The sequence below is a fragment of the Actinacidiphila cocklensis genome (assembly GCF_907177275.1).
In the GTDB taxonomy this organism is placed as follows: Bacteria; Actinomycetota; Actinomycetes; order Streptomycetales; family Streptomycetaceae; genus Actinacidiphila; species Actinacidiphila cocklensis.
Genome location: NZ_CAJSLV010000048.1, coordinates 1 through 16,795, shown reverse-complemented (window position 1 = coordinate 16,795; position 16,795 = coordinate 1). Strand labels below are relative to the sequence as shown.

The 16,795-nt window shown below is 74.1% G+C and carries 12 protein-coding genes; 9 read left to right on the top strand and 3 right to left on the bottom strand.

Annotated elements, in window-relative coordinates:
- Nucleotides 1-85 precede the first annotated feature (85 nt).
- The 4 genes from NFU81_RS11080 (at nt 86) to NFU81_RS11065 (ending at nt 8,059) form a co-directional block, all read left to right on the top strand.
- Nucleotides 86-1,906, top strand: a complete 1,821-nt coding sequence (locus NFU81_RS11080; protein WP_251488207.1) for a S1 family peptidase — start codon at nt 86-88, stop codon at nt 1,904-1,906.
- Nucleotides 1,903-4,299: a serine/threonine-protein kinase gene (locus tag NFU81_RS11075; protein ID WP_251488204.1), complete on the top strand. Its 2,397-nt coding sequence runs from the start codon at nt 1,903-1,905 to the stop codon at nt 4,297-4,299. Before NFU81_RS11080 ends, NFU81_RS11075 begins: the two co-directional genes overlap by 4 nt.
- Nucleotides 4,300-4,373: 74 nt before the next feature.
- A complete protein-coding gene (locus NFU81_RS11070) occupies nt 4,374-5,801 on the top strand; it encodes a VWA domain-containing protein (RefSeq protein WP_251488200.1) in 1,428 nt (475 codons plus the stop codon).
- Entirely contained in the window at nt 5,798-8,059 is a 2,262-nt protein-coding gene (locus tag NFU81_RS11065; RefSeq protein WP_251488197.1) for an ABC transporter substrate-binding protein, read from the top strand. The genes NFU81_RS11070 and NFU81_RS11065 overlap by 4 nt, the downstream gene beginning before the upstream one ends.
- A gap of 15 nt (nt 8,060-8,074) precedes the next feature.
- Here NFU81_RS11065 and NFU81_RS11060 read toward each other — a convergent pair whose 3' ends face one another.
- The 3 genes from NFU81_RS11060 to NFU81_RS11050 all read right to left on the bottom strand — a co-directional run bounded on the left by NFU81_RS11060 (nt 8,075) and on the right by NFU81_RS11050 (nt 10,339).
- Nucleotides 8,075-8,503 (bottom strand): organic hydroperoxide resistance protein, encoded by a 429-nt coding sequence (locus NFU81_RS11060; protein WP_251488194.1) that lies wholly within the window; start codon nt 8,501-8,503, stop codon nt 8,075-8,077.
- Nucleotides 8,504-8,575: 72 nt separating this feature from the next.
- Nucleotides 8,576-9,613, bottom strand: coding sequence for an NADP-dependent oxidoreductase (locus NFU81_RS11055; protein ID WP_251488191.1), 1,038 nt, complete (start codon nt 9,611-9,613; stop codon nt 8,576-8,578).
- Between the two features lie 90 nt (nt 9,614-9,703).
- Entirely contained in the window at nt 9,704-10,339 is a 636-nt protein-coding gene (locus NFU81_RS11050) for an SCO2400 family protein (protein ID WP_251488188.1), read from the bottom strand.
- Between the two features lie 205 nt (nt 10,340-10,544).
- Here NFU81_RS11050 and efeU point away from each other — a divergent pair, with 205 nt between their 5' ends.
- From efeU to NFU81_RS11025, 5 genes are all read left to right on the top strand, one after another.
- Nucleotides 10,545-11,375, top strand: a complete 831-nt coding sequence (efeU, locus tag NFU81_RS11045; RefSeq protein WP_251488186.1) for an iron uptake transporter permease EfeU — start codon at nt 10,545-10,547, stop codon at nt 11,373-11,375.
- Between the two features lie 78 nt (nt 11,376-11,453).
- On the top strand, nt 11,454-12,635 hold the full coding sequence (gene efeO / locus NFU81_RS11040) for an iron uptake system protein EfeO (protein ID WP_251488181.1): 1,182 nt from the start codon (nt 11,454-11,456) through the stop codon (nt 12,633-12,635).
- Nucleotides 12,636-12,692: 57 nt separating this feature from the next.
- On the top strand, nt 12,693-13,979 hold the full coding sequence (efeB, locus tag NFU81_RS11035) for an iron uptake transporter deferrochelatase/peroxidase subunit (RefSeq protein WP_251489024.1): 1,287 nt from the start codon (nt 12,693-12,695) through the stop codon (nt 13,977-13,979).
- 167 nt (nt 13,980-14,146) lie between these two features.
- Nucleotides 14,147-15,100 (top strand): zinc-binding dehydrogenase, encoded by a 954-nt coding sequence (locus tag NFU81_RS11030; protein WP_251488178.1) that lies wholly within the window; start codon nt 14,147-14,149, stop codon nt 15,098-15,100.
- A gap of 808 nt (nt 15,101-15,908) precedes the next feature.
- The coding region (locus NFU81_RS11025; protein ID WP_285833816.1) for a glycoside hydrolase family 3 protein at nt 15,909-16,795 on the top strand (887 nt) is incomplete at its 3' end.

Here is a 16,795-nt window from a genome sequence, read left to right as displayed (position 1 = left end):
CCCCACAGGTGATCGAGCGGACCAAAGGCACAAGTGTAGGCACTTTCACGCGACATGACGTGCCGTCAGGCGTAAGGTGCACGGCATGGAGGCCGACGGGGGAATCGGTACCGGGCCCCTGGCGACGCCGTCCTGGGCGGTGCGGATCCGGCGGGCCAACGGGACGATCGCGGGCAGCGGGATTCTGCTGAGCCCTGACCGGGTGCTGACCTGCGCCCATGTGGTGGGCCGCGAGGAGAAGGTCACCGCCGAGTTCGTCGGCGCGGCCGGGAGCGCGACCGGCTACCAGGTGCCGGAGGTGGCCGCCAGGGTCGTGGGGGACGCCTACCGTCCCGAGCAGCGGGACCGCAACGGCGACCCCGTCGGCGACGTCGCGCTGCTCGAACTGGACCGCCCGCGGCCCGCGTCCGAGGCGACGTCGCTCTACCGGGTGTCCGCCCCCGGCCGCCAGGTGCGGATGTACGGCTTCCCCGAGCACTACAACGGCGGCCTGTGGCTGCCCGCCACGATCCTCGGCGGCTGCGGCCGGGACGGCCAGGTGCTGTTGCAGCCGACCAGCCCGGGGCAGATCGCCCGGCGCGGGTTCAGCGGCGGCGGGGTGGTGGACCTGGCCACCGACAAGGTCATCGGCATGGTGCTGGCCAGGTCGCCGGAGGAGGGCGGCGGCTTCACCTTCATGAGCCCCGCCGAGACCGTGGTGCAGCACCTGCCCGAGGTCGGCGCGTGGACGGTCGGCATGACCGCGGTCGACGAGGAGCTGCGCTCGGCCGCGTCCGGCGACGACGAGGCGCTGCTCGACCAGCCCTTCGCCGAGCGGCTGGCCCTCTGGCTGCGCGGCGGCGACACGGCCCGCCAGGTCAAGATCAGCCTCGTACCGGACGGCGACCGGGTGCGCGCGGCCACCCTGCGCCGCGCGATCACCCTGGCCGACCGGGAGTTGCGCAGCCGCTTCTCCACCGGGCGCCCCTCGCTGGACGCGCCCGGCACCGTGCCGGCGGCCGGCGGCCTCGACCTCGCGGTCATCGCGACCGGCCGCAGCACCGACGAGATCGCCGAGCGGATCGCCGGCCGGATGGGACTGCTCCAGCACCTCGAACTGCCCGCCGCCGAGCGCATCGCGACGGCCACGGTGACCATCACGCTGGTCGTGGACGGGGTGGACGCGGCCGCGGACCCGCCGTCGCTGATCGGCCTGCTGGGGCTGCTGGTCGCCCGGGGCAGCCGGGTGCTGCTGGTCTTCCGCAGCGCGGGCGGGTACGCGGCCCGCGCCCGGGAGGAGCTGCTGCTGCGGCCCGCGCTGGAGGGCCGGGCGCGGCTCGGCGACCGGCTCGCGCGGATCATCGAAGGCCCTGGCCGCGAGCTGGACCGCCTGATGGCCCGGGTGCGCGGGGACGACGAGCTGACCGACAGGGCGGTCGACGCGCTGATCCACGTGATCACCGCGCGCGCCGAACTGGCCGCGGGCCAGGGTGCCTTCGCCGTACCGCCGGAGGACGGCCCCGACCTGGCGCGCTACGCGCGGGTGGCGTCCCGCGCCGAGCACCATCTGGCGCACGCCCTCACGTCCTTGAACGAACTGCTGCTCCGGCGCGACGAGTTGCGGGGCGAGCTGGCGTCGTACCGCCGGCTGTACGAGGAGAGCGCCGCCCGCGGCGAGGACCTGGAGGCCGACGAGCTGTACCTCACCGCCCACCGGCTGCTGCGCGAGCGCCCCTGCGATGTGGCGGCGGCGGAGGCCGCGGTCCGTACCTTCCGCGACCTCGTGGACCGCCCGGGCACCCGCCCGCCCGCCGCCGGACCGGCCCCCGGTGTACAGCCGCCGGCCCCCGCCGTACAGCCGCCCGCCCCCGCCGCGGAGCCCGCCCCCGGCGCCCCGCACCGCGACGATGGAGGTACGCCGACGTGACCGCGCCCGGCTCACCGTGCCCGCACGTGCCCTGCAAGGGCACCATCCGGGCCTCCGGTTACTGCGGCACCTGCCACCGCCACCCCTCGACGGCACCCGGCGCCGACACCGCCCCCGCACGCGGGACCACGGGGCAGGCGACCGTACCGGGACCGCGGCCCGCGCCGTCCGACACGGACGCGCCCGCCGCGCCGCGCCCGGCCGGGTCCGCAGGCGGCCTGGACCGGGACGGCCTGGTCCAGCTGCCCGGCTTCCCGCGCCCCGCGGACGAGGACGTCGTCCGCGCCACCGTCCGCCGCCCCGAGGGCGGCCGGCGCTGCGGCGTGCCGGACTGCGCCGGCACCATCGGGGTGTCCTACGACGGCGGGCCGGCCCCCGACGAGGGCTTCTGCCCGCTGTGCGGCACCCGCTACTCCTTCCGCCCGCAGCTCGGCCCCGGTGACGTGGTCGCCGGGCAGTACCGCGTGATCGGGTACCTCTCGCCCGGCGGCACCGGCTGGGTCTACCTCGCCGAGGACCTCGACCTGCCGGGCCAGCGGGTGGTGCTCAAGACGCAGATCAACACCCAGGACGCGGCGGCCCGCCGCAAGGCCGTCGAGGAGCGGCGCTCCCTGACCACGCTGCACCACCGCGACATCGTCGGGATCATCGCGTCCAAGCAGCACCGGCGCGCGGGCGAGGCGGAGCCCACCGACTACATCGTCATGGAGTACGTCGCCGGCCGGCCGCTGGACCAGCTGCTGAAGGCGTCCGACGAGGAACTGTCCCGGATGTTCGGCGGGCCCTTCGCGTTCGACCACGTCGTCACCTACGGCTGCAAGATCCTCGGCGCCCTGGAGTACCTGCACGACCAGGACCTGCTGTACTGCGACATGAAGCCCGAGAACGTCATCCACTACGAGCGGCAGATCAAGATCATCGACCTCGGTGCGGTCCGCCGCATCGACGACCGCACCAGCGCCCTGGTCTACACCCCGGGCTTCGCCCCGCAGAAGCGCGAGCGCGACGCGCGCGGCTTCCGGGTCGACACCGACCTGTTCACCGTCGGCCGCACGCTGGCCGCGCTCGCGACCCGCGCCAAGGTCCCCGCCGGGCTCGCCGCCCGCTCCTTCGACCGGCTGATCGGCCGCGCCACCCATGCCGACCCCGCCGCTCGCTTCACCTCCGCCGCGCAGATGTCCCGGCAGCTGTGGGAGGTGCTGCGCGAACACCGCGCCCTGGAAGGCTGCGAGCCCTTCCCCGAGCGCTCCACCCGCTTCGAGCCGACCGCGGTCGCGTTCGGCGCCGCCCTCGGCACGGTCCCCGCGCTCACCCACTGGACGCAGCGGCCCGAGGGCGTCGCGCCGCCCGACCTGGCCACGCGGGCGCCCGCACCGCACGAGACCGCCCGCGCGCTGCCGGGACCGATCGCCGACCCGGGCGACCCGGCGGCGGTGCTGCTCGGCGGCCTGGCGGGCGACGCGCCCGAACGCACGGCCGAGCGGGCCCGCGAGGACCCAGCGCTGCAGACCGTCGAGGTCGCGCTGTGGCTGTGCCGGTCGTATCTGCTGTCCGGCGAGCCCGGCCCGGCGGGCGGGAAGGCCCTTGCGGCGGCGGAGCACTGGCTCGACGAGGCCGTACGGCTGATGGGGCGCGACGTCGCCGGCTACGACTGGCGGCCGCCGTGGCACCGCGGGCTGCTGCACCTGATGCGCGGGCAGGTCAGGGACGCGCAGGGCGAGTTCGCCGCCGTCTACGCGACAGTGCCGGGCGAGTGGGCGCCGAAGCTGGCGCTCGGCTACTGCGCCGAGTACCTGCGCGCCGGCATCGACCCGGAGAACGCGGCGACCGAGGCCGAGGCCTACTACCGGGCCGTCTGGCAGCGCGACAAGGCGCACACCAGCGCGGCCTTCGGACTGGCCAGGCTGCGGCTGCTGCACGGCGACCGGGCCGCCGCGGTACGGGTGCTGGACCAGGTGCCCACGACCTCCCGCAACTACAACCTCGCCCGGATCGCCGCGCTGCGCATCCTCACCGGCCGGGTCGGCGGCACCGCGCCCTCGTCCGCCGACCTCACGAAGGCCGTGGTGCGGCTCGCGGAACAGCCGCAGGACGACGCCAGGGACCGGCTGGTCGCCGAGATCCGGGAGAACGTCCTGGCCGGCCACCCGGCACCGCCCCGGCCCGCCTCCTGGCGTGCCCGGCTGGTCCTCGCGCTGACCCTGTCCGGCCCCGACACGCAGGACTTCACCCCGCTGCCCCCCGGGGAGCTGTTCCAGGGCGCCGGCAGCCGCAGGGCGCTGGCCCAGCTGCTCTACGGGTCGCTGCGCACCCTCGTCGGCCAGGCGCCGGCCGCCGACCGCCCCGAACTGCTCGACCGCGCCTACGCCGTCCGCCCGCAGAGCCGGTTCTGACCGGCCCCCGACCTCCCAACGCCCCCCGCAACCCCACGGCAGCAGCAGCTCATCGGTGAGGAGTCACGACCACAGTGGACACCACGATCGGCCTCGCGGTCAGCCAGCAGAAGTACCTCCCCGCCGTTGCGGGCGAGAAGGACCTGCACGCCATCGTGACCGTCGAGGTCAGCGGTGCCGACGGCGCGATGCCCGGACCCGCGCTCGCCGAGGTCCTGGTGGTCGACTGCTCCACCTCGATGAACGACCCGGAGGAGAAGTTCCGGGAGGCCAGGAACGCCGCGATCGCCGCGATCCGGCTGCTCCCGGACGGCACGCCCTTCGCCGTCGTCGCCGGCAACCACCTCGCGGCCACCGCCTACCCGCCGCAGACCGGCGAGGCGCCCACGGAGATGGCGGTGGCCTCCGCGGCCACCAAGGACGCGGCGGAGATGGCGGTGCACAGGATGGTCGTGGGCGGCGGCACCTGCGTGGGCAACTGGCTGCACCGGGCGGGCGAACTGCTCGCCGGGCAGTCCGCCCCGATCAAGCACGTGCTGATGCTCACCGACGGGCGCAACAAGCACGACCACTTCCGGCCGCTGGCCGGCGTCCTGGAGGCGGCCGCGGGGAGGTTCGTCTGCGACGCCTGGGGCATCGGCGAGGGCTGGGACGCCCACGTGCTGCTCCAGGTGGCCGGCGCCCTGCACGGCTCCGCGGACGCCGTCCGTGCGGAGTCCGAACTCGTCGGTGCGTACACGCAGCTGATGCTCGGCCTGCTCGCCAAGTCGGTGCCGGAACTGACCCTCACCGTGGAGGCGTTCGCCGGCAGCCGGCTGCGCTACGTCCGGCAGACCTTCCCCAACGAGGCGCTGCTGACCGCGGAGGCCGGCGAGCCGGGGGCGTACGTCACCCGGGCCTGGGGCAACGAGGCCCGCCGGTTCCACGTCTGTGTCGCCGCCGATCCCGAAGGGCAGCTGCACGGGGAGGAGCTGATGGTCGCCGAGGTCGGGGTCCGGCTCCCGGCGCAGGCCGGTCTGCGGCCGCCCGCGCCCCAGCCGCTGGTGGTCAACTGGACCGACGACCCGGCGCTGTCCGGTATGACCGACGAGCAGGTGCTGCACTTCCAGCACTGGGAGGAACTGGGCGAGGCTGCCGCGGCCGCCGCGGACGCCTACCACCGCGACGACCTCGACCGTGCCGAGCAGCTGCTCGGTACGGCCGTCGCCCTCGCGGCGCGGTCCGGTGCCCAGCGCCAACTCGCCGATCTGCGGCGGCTGGTGGAGATCCACGACGCCGCCGCGGGCATCGTGTCGCTGCGCCGGAAGATCGACCCGGTGGACTTCCAGCACCTGATCACCGCGAGCACCCACAGCACCTACGGCCCCGAGCCCGGAGGCGTGGGGCCTGATCCCGGCCTGCAGCCGGGCGCGGCTTTGATCGACTGCCCGGGGTGCGGCCGGCGCATCCCGTCCAGGTCCCGCTTCTGCACCCACTGCGGCCACGTACTGGGGGCGTCATGAGCGACCGCGCGGCCCCGATACCGCAGACCCGGACCGCCGCGGCGACAGCGGCGGTGCCCGCGGGGGCCACCGCGCCGGGCACCAGCCGCACCCTGCGCGAACTGACCCGCCGCACACTGCTGCTGCTCGTCCTGGTGGTCCTGGCCACCGGGACGCTCTTCCAGGCCTACCGAGGGGTGCACTCCGACGCGGTGCCGCTGAAGTCGGCCGGGGCCCCCGGCGTGCTGGCCGTCGACACCGCCAAGGACGCGCTGATCGAGGCCCAGAAGGACATCGATCTCAACGACGGCAGCACGGGCGACTTCCACACCCGCCTGTCGGTGGCCAACCTGAGCCTCGCCCGGGCCGCCGGTGGAGCCGACGTGGCCGGGCGGCAGACGATCCAGACCGTGACCGGCCTGATCGCCACGTACTCCGGGTGGATCGAGGACGCCGAGGCCCAACCCGCCATGAGCCCGCTGCGGCAGGCCTATCTGTCCTACGCCGTCAGCACGCTCGGCATCGAGGTCACCGGTCCCGCGGCGGACGCCACCGTCATGGGCAGGCTGGCCGCGCTGCACGCCGAGCAGGAGCAATCGGTGCGCCGGCAGACCGACTTCGGGCCGCTGCTGTGGCTGGAGTGGAGCGTCGCGCTCGCCCTGGCCCTGGCACTCCTGCTGCTGCTCGCCGAGGCGCACCGTTTCTCCGGGGCGCGCTTCCGGCGGCAGCTCAATGTCCCGCTGCTCGCCGCCTGCGTCCTGCTGGTCGCCGGGGTCGCCGTGCTGGTCGCCTTCACCGCGCTGACGCATGCCGCGATGGCCGACGCCCGTACGGCGCTCGCCCGTCCCCTGGCCGGCAACGCCATCCCGCGCGCCGGGGCGCAGGTCTCGGGCAGGCTCGCCGACACCGGTTTCCGTGCCGCGGTGACCGGCTGGATCCCGGTCGGCGGCCTGCTGCTGGCGCTGCTGGTCCTGCTGGGGCTCCAGCCGCGGACCAACGAGTACCGGGTCGGGGCCGTCACGCTGAAATGGCCGCGGCTGCGCACGGTCGGGATCGTCGCGACGTGCCTGGTGGTGCTCGCAGGCGGCGGCGCCATCGTCTTCCGGGCCACCGGCTGGCAGGGCTCGGTCACCCTGCTCGCCAACTGGACCGGTACGGAGCAGGAGCGGTTCCAGCAGCAGGTGATCGACAAGTTCGAGGACGAATACCGTATCCACGTCGTCTACCAGGGCAGCTCCGCCGAGAGCCAGGTGCTGGCCGCCGACGTCGAGTCCGGCACGCCGCCGGACGTGGCGATACTGCCAGGACCCGGCGAACTGGCCGGCTACGCGGCGGAGGGCCTGCTCACCCCGCTCGACGACCTGGTCGCCGAGGGCGACTTCGCCTCGACGTGGGTCACCCCGGTCAAGGGCACCGACGGCAAGGAGCACACGTACTGGCTGCCGATGAAGACCGACCTGAAGAGCATGGTGTGGCACCCGAAGGACCTGGACGCCGCAGGGGTCGCGCAGGCCGCGCGGACGCCCGCGTCCTGGTGCCTGGGCATGGGCAGCGACGCGACCTCCGGCTGGCCGGGCTCGGACTGGATCGAGGACATCCTGCTCCAGCAGACCGACAAGGCCACCTACGACAGCTGGGTCAGCGGCGGGTTGTCGTGGCAGCACGACCCCAGGGTCCGCCGCGCCTGGACCACCTGGGGCGACATGGTGGGCGCGGGCAGACCGGATCTGACGCCCGCCCGCCTCACCACGCCTTTCGGGCACGCCGCCGACGGAGTGGCGATGAAGCCGCCGACCTGCCGCCTGGAGCACCAGTCGTCCATCGCCCAGGGCAGCGACGGCTGGAAGGCGGCCGGGGCCGCGTACGTCCACTCCGCCGACGTCATCCCCGGCGCGGTGGCCCGCAACAGCTGGGAGGTCTCGGGCGACCTCGCCGCGGTCCTGCACAGCACCCCGCAGTCCGCCAAGCTGATCGCCTACCTCGCCTCCGACGAGGCCCAACGCGCCTGGGCCGGAACCCGGTCCGGCTTCTCCGTCAAGGGCTCCGTGCTGGACGGCTATCCGGACACCGGCATGACCGGCACCCTCCGCGACCCCACGGCGCTCCGCTGCTACGACGCCTCCGACGCGATGCCGGCCGAGGTCCGCGACGCCTTCGCGCTCGCCGTGCTGCGCTTCCTCGCCGACCCCGAGAGCCTGGACGACCAGCTCGCGATCCTCGACAAGATCAAGGAGCGTACCGGCAGGAGCCCGCTCACCTCGGTGTGCTCCTCGCACTGAGCCGCACCGGCCGGCTCAGACCACCGACAGCGTCACCTCCACGTTGCCGCGGGTCGCGTTGGAGTACGGGCAGACCTCGTGGGCCTGCTCGACCAGCGTGGCCGCGGTGTCCGCCGGAAGGTCCGGGATCGCGATGTCCAGCTCGACGGTGAGCCCGAAGCCGCCGGACTCGGTCTTGCCGAGGCCGACCTTGGCGGTCACCCGCGAGCCGGACACGTCCACCTTGGCCCGCCGGGCGACCACCGAGAGCGCGCTCTGGAAACAGGCGCTGTAGCCGGCCGCGAAGAGCTGCTCGGGGTTGGTCCCGGCGCCGGTGCCGCCCAGCTCGATGGGCGGGTTGACGATGACGTCGAGCTTGCCGTCGTCGGTGGCGACCCGCCCGTCGCGGCCGTTCTCCGCGGTGGCGACGGCGGTGTACAGCACGTCCACGTACTGGATGGTCATGAGGGCTCCTCATCAATGGGGGTCAGCGAAGTCAGCGGGGTGTGCCGGGGCCTGAGCCCCGGCACGGGTGCGTCACTCCGGGAGGGCGACGACCGCCTTGCCGGAGTTCTCGCCGCGCAGCATCCCCAGGAACGCGGCCACGGCCTGATCGATTCCGGTGGTGACGGTCTCGCGGTAGCGCAGCTGCCCGTCCCGCAGCCAGCCGCCGACCTCGCGGACGAAGTCGTCCTGGAGGTCGTGGTGGTCGCCGACCATGAAGCCGCGCAGCGTGAGCCGCCGGCCGACCAGCAGACCGAGGTTGCGCGGTCCCGGCGGGGGCTCGGTGCTGTTGTAGGCCGCGATGGACCCGCACAGCGCGGCCCGGCCGTTCAACCGCAGCGCGGAGATCGCCGCCTCCAGGTGGTCGCCGCCGACGTTGTCGAAGTAGACGTCGATGCCGTCGGGCGCCGCGGCCGCCAACTGCTGGGCCACCGGCTCCTTCTTGTAGTTGAAGGCGGCGTCGAAGCCGTACTCCTCCACCAGTTGCGCGCACTTCTCGTCGGAGCCCGCGCTGCCGATGACCCGGGCGGCGCCCTTGAGCTTGGCGATCTGCCCGACCTGGCTGCCGACCGCGCCGGCCGCGCCCGAGACGAACACCGTCTCGCCCGGGGCCATCTCGGCGATACGCAGCAGGCCCACATAGGCGGTCATGCCGGTCATGCCGAGCACCCCGAGGTACGCCGACAGCGGTGCCGCCGCCGGGTCGACGACCGCGGCCTTCGCCGCGTCGACGAGGGCGTACTCGCGCCAGCCGAGCCCGTGCAGGACGTGCGTGCCGACCGGGACGCCGTCGGCCTGCGAGGCCACCACCCGGCCGACCGCACCGCCGTCCATCGGCCGGTCCAGGCCGAAGGGCGGCATGTACGACTTCACGTCGTTCATCCGGCCGCGCATGTAGGGGTCGACGGACAGGAAGAGGTTGCGCACCAGGATCTGGCCGGGCCCCGGCTCCGGGACGGGAGTCTCGACCAGGGCGAAGTCCGCCGGTGTCGGCCAGCCGTGCGGCCGGGCCGCCAGCTGCCATTCGCGCCCGGTGGACGTACTCGTCGGCGTGCTCGTGGAATTAACCATGGGCCTGAATATTTCATGCCGCCCTGGGGCTCGCCGAGCGGCGCCCCGTCCTGGCGGGGTGCCGGGCGAAGCTCCCGGGCGCCCGCGGTCCTACTGGCACCACCACAGCACCTGCTTGCAGGTGGGCGAGGGCGACGGGTGCGAGGAGTGGGTCGGGTTCGGCGACGTCGGGGGCGGCGCGCCGGTCGCGCTGGGCGGGGCGCCGGGGGTGGTGGCGGGCGGGCCCGCGGTGGTGGCCGGGGCGGTCGGCGTCGCACTGGTGGTGCTCGGGGTGTCGGTCGGGCTCTGCGAGTGCCGCGGGCCGCCGGGGGAGCCGCCCTTGTGCGGTGCGGTGGACCCGGCCGCGTCCGGCGAGGCGGTTCCGGTCGGCCGGTGGTGGGTGACGTTCACGACGGGCGCCGTCGGCGTCGTGTCGCCGGAGCCGCCGCCGGACAGCGCGGCCATCGACAGCATCCCCAGCGCGCCGAGGACGGCGACCAGGCCGACCCCGTAGACGGCGGCCCGCTGCTGCCTGCTGCGGGACTTCCTGCGCTGCCGGCCGCGCGCGGCCGCGCGGCCGCCGCCCGGGAACGGCGGTCCGCCCGGCTCGCCGTCGTCGTCGACGATGAGCGGCAGTTGTGCGGTCTCGCCGATCTGCGGCAGTTTCAGCTGGTCAGCGGGCGTGCCGCACCCGGGGCACGAGTAGGCGCCGTTGAGGTGCCGGCGGCACGCGTAGCAGTAGTCCATGGCGGAATGGACCCTATGGGACTCCTGTGGCGTCCCGAAACCCCGGCCATCCGCTTGTCCCGGCTTTGCCGGGAAATTCCCGCGCACCCCAAATCGGTGCAGGTGGGGGCTCTTGACGGCACCCCGATGCAGACCCTCTAATAAGGTTGCCCTAACCTAAATAAGGACTGCCTTACCTTCCGTCCCCCGCTCCCGAAGGACCCTCATGCTCCCCACGTTCGTCATCGGACTCCGCGAAGGACTGGAGGCGGCGCTCATCGTGGGCATCATCGCCTCCTTCCTGGCCCAGCAAGGGCGCCGGGACGCGTTGAAGAAGGTGTGGCTCGGGGTCGCCATCGCGGTGGCGATCTGCGTCGCGGTCGGGGTCGGGCTGCAGATCTACTCCAGCGACCTGCCGCAGAAGCAGCAGGAGCAGCTGGAGACGGTCATCGGCGCCATCGCCGTGGTCATGGTCAGCTACATGGTGCTGTGGATGAAGCGCCACTCGCGCGACCTGCGCAAGGACCTGGAGGGCGCGGCCGGCCGCGCACTGACCGAGGGCTCGGCCTCCGCGCTGGTGCTGATGGCCTTCCTCGCGGTGCTGCGCGAGGGCTTCGAGACCTCGGTCTTCCTGCTGGCGACCTTCAACGAGAGCGACAACCCCGCCTACGGCGGCACCGGCGCCGCGCTCGGCGTCGTGCTCGCCGCCGTCATCGGCTACGGCATCTACCGCGGCGGCGTCCGCATCAACCTCTCGCGCTTCTTCCGCGTCACCGGCCTGGTGCTGATCCTGGTCGCCGCCGGGCTGGTGGCCACCGCGCTGATGACCGCAGTCGAGGGCGGCTGGCTGGAGCAGGGCACCCGCGCGTTCGACCTGTCATGGCTGGTGCGCCCCGGCACCCCCACCTCCTCCGTGGCCACCGGCGTCCTGGGCATCCAGCCGTACCCCGACTGGACGATGGTCACCGGCTGGCTGGTCTACGCGATCCCGATGGCCGCCGTCGTGCTGTGGCCGGCCCGCGCCCGCAAGGCCCCCGCCCCGCAACCCGCCGCCTGACCGCCCCCCCCCGTGACGACCGACCGACCGGCGCCGTACCCGTCCCCGTACGTACGCAACCCCCAACAGGAGCTGACCGTGACCCCCCGAGCCACCCACCGCCGAGCCCTGGCCTGCGCGGCCACCGTGATCTCCGCAGGCCTGCTGCTGGCGGCCTGCGGTGGCGACAAGGACGACTCGAAGGGCTCCGGGTCCGCTGACGGCAAGAACGCCTCCGCCAAGTCCGCCACCGTCGCCATCGCCATCAGCGACAAGGACTGCGCGCCCGACCCGGCGACCGTGACCGCGGGCACCGTGAAGTTCGACATCAGCAACAAGGGCTCCGCGAAGGTCACCGAGGCCGAACTCCTCGACGGCGGCAAGATCCTGGGCGAGAAGGAGAACCTGACGCCCGGTCTGTCCGGCGACTTCACCCTCAACCTGGACGCCGGCAAGTACCAGATCTACTGCCCCGGCGCGAAGACCGAGAAGACCGACTTCACCGTGACCGGCGCCGCGAAGAAGACCTGGAAGGACGACCCGGCGCTGGTCGCCGCCACCCAGCAGTACGCGACCTGGGTCACCGGCGAGGTCAAGGAACTCGTCACCGGCACCGACGCGTTCACCGCCGCGGTCAAGGCGGGCAAGACCGACGAGGCCAAGACGCTCTACGGCAAGGCCCGTATCCACTACGAGCGCATCGAGCCGACCGCGGAGATCTGGGGCGACATCGACGGCCGCATCGACGGCCGCATCGACGACGCCCCCACCGCCGCCGACTTCACCGGCTTCCACCGCATCGAGCAGGCGCTGTGGGAGAAGAACTCCACCGCGGGACTCGGCGCGCTCGCCGACCAGTTGAGCGCCGACGTGCACGACCTCTACACCAAGGTGCAGACCGTCGAGTACCAGCCCGCCGCGATCGCCAACGGCGCCACGGACCTGGTCAACGAGATCCAGTCCTCCAAGATCACTGGCGAGGAGGAGCGCTACTCGCACATCGACCTGCTCGACTTCGACGGCAACCTGGCCGGTGCGAACGAGGCGGTCACCGTGCTGCTGCCGGTGCTCAAGGCGAAGGACCCGACGCTCGCCGCGACCGTCACCCAGCGCTACCAGGCCACCGCCACCGCCCTCAAGGCCTACGCGGCCACGCCCGGTTACGAGAACAGCGGCTACGTCGACTACCGCAAGGTCACCGACGCGCAGCGCCGTGTCCTGGCCCAGGCCGTCGACGCGTACGCCGAGTCGGTGTCCAAGATCGCCGGAAAGATCGCCTGAGCCGTGACCTCCTCCTCCTCCCACGACCCGGCCGCCGGCGCCGACGGCACCCCCGACATCACCCCCGACCCCGCCGGGCACCCCGCTCCCGCCCCGGTCAGCCGGCGGCGGCTGCTCGGCGCGGTCGGGGCCGGGGCGGCGGTCGCCGGCGCCGCGCTCGGCGCGGGCGGCACCGCGCTGGCCACCCGCGACAGCGGGTCGGGCAGCGCCGCCCCCGGCGGCGAAGCGGCCGCCGCCACGGTCGACTTCCGCGGCGCCCACCAGGCCGGCATCGCCACCCCTTCCCAGGACCGGCTGTGCTTCGCGACCTTCGACGTGGCGCAGAACGCGACCCGCGCCGACCTCGCCGCGCTGCTCACCGCCTGGACCGCCGCGGCCGAGGCGATGACCCTGGGCCGCCAGGTGCCCGGCGACGAGGGCGACCTCAACACCCCGCCGGACGACACCGGCGAGGCGGTCGGCCTGACCCCCGGCCGGCTCACCATCACCATCGGCTACGGCCCCGGGCTCTTCGACGACCGCTTCGGCCTCGCCGCCCGCCGCCCCAGCGGGCTCAGGCCGCTGCCGGCGCTGCCCGGCGAGAACCTGGACCCCGCGGTCACCGGCGGCGACCTGTGCGTCCAGGCCTGCGCCGACGACCCGCAGGTCGCCTTCCACGCGGTACGCAACCTGCGCAGGCTCGGCTTCGGCACCGTCCTCCCGCGCTGGATGGAACTGGGCTTCGGGCGGACGTCGTCCACCTCCCCCCAGCAGGCCACCCCGCGCAACCTGATGGGCTTCAAGGACGGCACCCGCAACATCGACGCCCGCGACGAGAACGTCATGGGCCGCCACGTCTGGATCGGCGAGGAGGAGCCGCAGCGCTGGGTGCGCGGCGGCTCGTACCTGGTCAGCCGCAAGATCAAGATGCGCATGGAGCAGTGGGACCGCGACCGGCTCGGCGACCAGCAGGACGTCTTCGGCCGCTACAAGGGCAGCGGAGCCCCGCTGACCGGCCACCGCGAGTTCGACACCCCCGACTTCGCGGCCAAGTCCGGCGGCGCGTACGTCATCCCGGACGACGCGCACATCAGGCTCGCGGCGCCCGAGAACAACAAGGGCCTGCGCATCCTGCGCCGCGGCTACTCCTACACCGACGGCATCGACAAGACCACCGGCGACCTGCTGGGCGGGCTGTTCTTCATCGCGTTCATGAACAGCCCCGACCGGTTCGTCACCCTCCAGCGGGTGCTCGGCGCGCACGACGCGCTCAACGAGTACATCCAGCACATCGGCAGCGGCGTCTTCGCCGTGCCGCCGGGGCTGGCCGCCGGGCAGGACTGGGGGCGCCAGCTCTTCGGCTAGGGCGTGAGCCCGCGCGTTCGCGCGTTCGCGCGTTCGCGCGCTCGCGCGAGACAGATCCCGCGGACTGTCCCGTTCGCGACAGAACCCGGCAAATGATCCTTGTCGGGCGCTCCGGCGCCCGGCGAGGATCACTTGCGTTCGGGGGTCTCACGGCGAAGGGACAGGTCATGCGGGTCATCAGGGTCAGCGAGTTCGGGCCACCCGAGGTGCTCAGGGTCGCGGAGGCACCGGAGCCGCAGGCCGCGCAGGGCGAGGTCGTGGTCGCCGTCGAGGCCGCCGGGGTGATCTACGGCGACGTCATCGTCCGCTCCGGCGGCTACCCCTTCCCGCTGCCGTACGTGCCCGGGCTGGAGGTCGGCGGGCGGGTCGTCGCGCTCGGCCCCGGCGCGGACGAGGCGCTGCTCGGCCGGCTGGTCGTCGCCACCACCCCCCGCTCCAGCGGCGGTTACGCCGAACTCGCCCGCGTGGCGGTCGCCGACCTCCACCTCGTGCCCGACGGGCTCGCGCTGCACCAGGCCGTAGCCGTCTTCCAGGCCGGCGGCCTGGCGGCCGGGCTGCTCTCCGCGATGCGTGTCAGGCCGCGGGACACCGTCCTGGTCACCGCGGCCGCCGGGCGCGTCGGCTCGCTCCTCGTCCAGCTCGCCAAGGCGGCCGGGGCGACCGTCGTCGGGGCCGCCGGTGGCCCCGCCAAGACCGCGGCGGCCACCGCCTTCGGGGCGGACGCCGTCGTGGACTACACCGAGCCCGGCTGGGCCGAGCGGGTCGGCGGCGCGGACGTCGTCCTCGACGCGGTCGGCGGCGACATCGGCGGCCAGGCGCTCGCCGCGGTGCGCGGCGGGGGCGGGCGGTTCGGCTTCTACGGCTTCACGTCCGGCACGTGGACCCACTTCGACCCGGTCACGGTGGCCTCCCGCGGCCTCACAGTCGTCGGCGCGGCGGGCATCGCCTTCGCGCAGCCCCCGGCGGTCCAACGCGCGGCCACAGCCTCGGTGTTGTCGGCTGCCGCTGCGGGCGCCCTCACGGCCCGCATCGACACGGTGCGCCCGCTCGGCGAGGCCCCGGCCCTCCACGAGCGGCTCGCCGCCCGGGCGACCATCGGGGCGACCCTTCTCACCCCATGAGGGTGCGCTCCTTTCTTTCGGGGGTTCCCTGCCCCTTGCGGTGCGCTGCCCGCCCGCGGCTGCACCGTGGGCTTGTCGCGCGGTTCGCCGTGCCCCTGAAAAACGCTCACCCTCCGCGCAGAGGGGCACCCCATAGGGGCGCGGGGAACTGCGCGCGTATCCACGACGTACCGGGGGGTGCGAGCCGGCCGCAAGGGGCAATCACCCGGGGGCGCGGGGAACTGCGCGCTCGGCCGGGATGGCGGGAAAGGCGAGCGCCCACCGCAGGGGGCAGGACCTGAAGGGGCGCGGAGAACTGCGCGCTCAGCCCCCGCGAGGGGAAAGGCGATCGCCCACCGTAGGGGGCAGGACCTGAAGGGGCGCGGGGAACTGCGCGCGTAACTACGACGTACCGGGGGGTGCGAGCCGGCCGCAAGGGGCAATCACCCGGGGGCGCGGGGAACTGCGCGCGTAACCACGACGCACCGGAGGGTGCGAGCCGGCCGCAAGGGGCAATCACCCGGGGGCGCGGGGAACTGCGCGCTCAGCCGGGATGGCGGGAAAGGCGATCGCCCACCGTAGGGGGCAGGACCTGAAGGGGCGCTGGGGGTACCCCCAGGCGAAGCGCTGGGGCCGCGCAACCGCGAGGCGCAGGAGGATGCGGGCGCACTGCAAGGGACAGGACATCAGGGGCTCGGGGAACTGCGAGACGAGCCACCCACCGCGCCGCGGGGAGGCAGCGCACCGCAAGGGGCAGGGGAGGCGGCACCCCCCTCCAGGCCCGACGCAGACGATTGTGCTGAGCCCCCGGAGGGTTGAGCATGGGGCGATGACGGTCGATACGGGTGACGCCGAGCGCGAGCGAGCCGTGGAGGCCGCGCTGCGGCAACTCGGCCTGGAGGACAGGGCTCGGCTGCTGGCCGGGCAGGACATGTGGTCGCTGCCCGCGCTCCCGGCGATCGGGCTGGACTCGCTGGTGATGTCGGACGGCCCGATCGGCGTACGCGGCCGGCGCTGGTCCGCCGAGGACCCGTCCGTGGCCCTGCCCAGCCCCACCGCGCTGGCGGCCGCCTGGGACCCGGAACTGGCCCGCAGGGCGGGCAGGCTGCTGGCCCAGGAGGCCCACCGCAAGGGCGTGCACGTCCTGCTCGCGCCGACGGTGAACCTGCACCGCAGCCCGCTGGGCGGGCGGCACTTCGAGGCGTACAGCGAGGACCCGCTGCTCACCGGGGCGATCGGCACCGGGTACGTGCGCGGGGTGCAGGACGGCGGCGTGGGCGTCACCGTCAAGCACTTCGTCGGCAACGAGGCCGAGACCGACCGTTTCACCGTCGACAACCGCATCGGGCCGCGGGCGTTGCGCGAGCTGTACCTCGCGCCCTTCGAGGCGATCGTCGAGGGTGCCCGCCCGTGGGGCGTCATGGCCGCGTACAACGCGGTGAACGGCGTGACCATGACCGAGCACGCCGAGCTGGTCAACGGCGTGCTGCGCGGCGAGTGGGGCTTCGACGGGGTCGTCGTCTCCGACTGGCTGGCCGCCCGCTCCACCGCGGGCGCGATCCGCGGCGGCCTCGACCTGGCGATGCCGGGGCCGTACACGGTCTACGGCGAGGTGCTGGCCGCCGCGGTCAGGGCCGGCGAGGTGCGGGCGGAGCTGGTGGAGGCCGCGGCCCGCCGGGTGCTGCGGCTGGCCGCCCGCGCCGGGCTGCTCGCGGG

Coding starts and splice junctions, on each gene's coding strand:
- NFU81_RS11065 (WP_251488197.1), top strand. CDS start 5,798: ATGAGCGACCGCGCGGCCCCGATACCGCAGACCCGGACCGCCGCGGCG.
- efeU (WP_251488186.1), top strand. CDS start 10,545: ATGCTCCCCACGTTCGTCATCGGACTCCGCGAAGGACTGGAGGCGGCG.
- NFU81_RS11080 (WP_251488207.1), top strand. CDS start 86: ATGGAGGCCGACGGGGGAATCGGTACCGGGCCCCTGGCGACGCCGTCC.
- NFU81_RS11055 (WP_251488191.1), bottom strand. CDS start 9,613: ATGGTTAATTCCACGAGCACGCCGACGAGTACGTCCACCGGGCGCGAA.
- NFU81_RS11050 (WP_251488188.1), bottom strand. CDS start 10,339: ATGGACTACTGCTACGCGTGCCGCCGGCACCTCAACGGCGCCTACTCG.
- NFU81_RS11030 (WP_251488178.1), top strand. CDS start 14,147: ATGCGGGTCATCAGGGTCAGCGAGTTCGGGCCACCCGAGGTGCTCAGG.
- NFU81_RS11060 (WP_251488194.1), bottom strand. CDS start 8,503: ATGACCATCCAGTACGTGGACGTGCTGTACACCGCCGTCGCCACCGCG.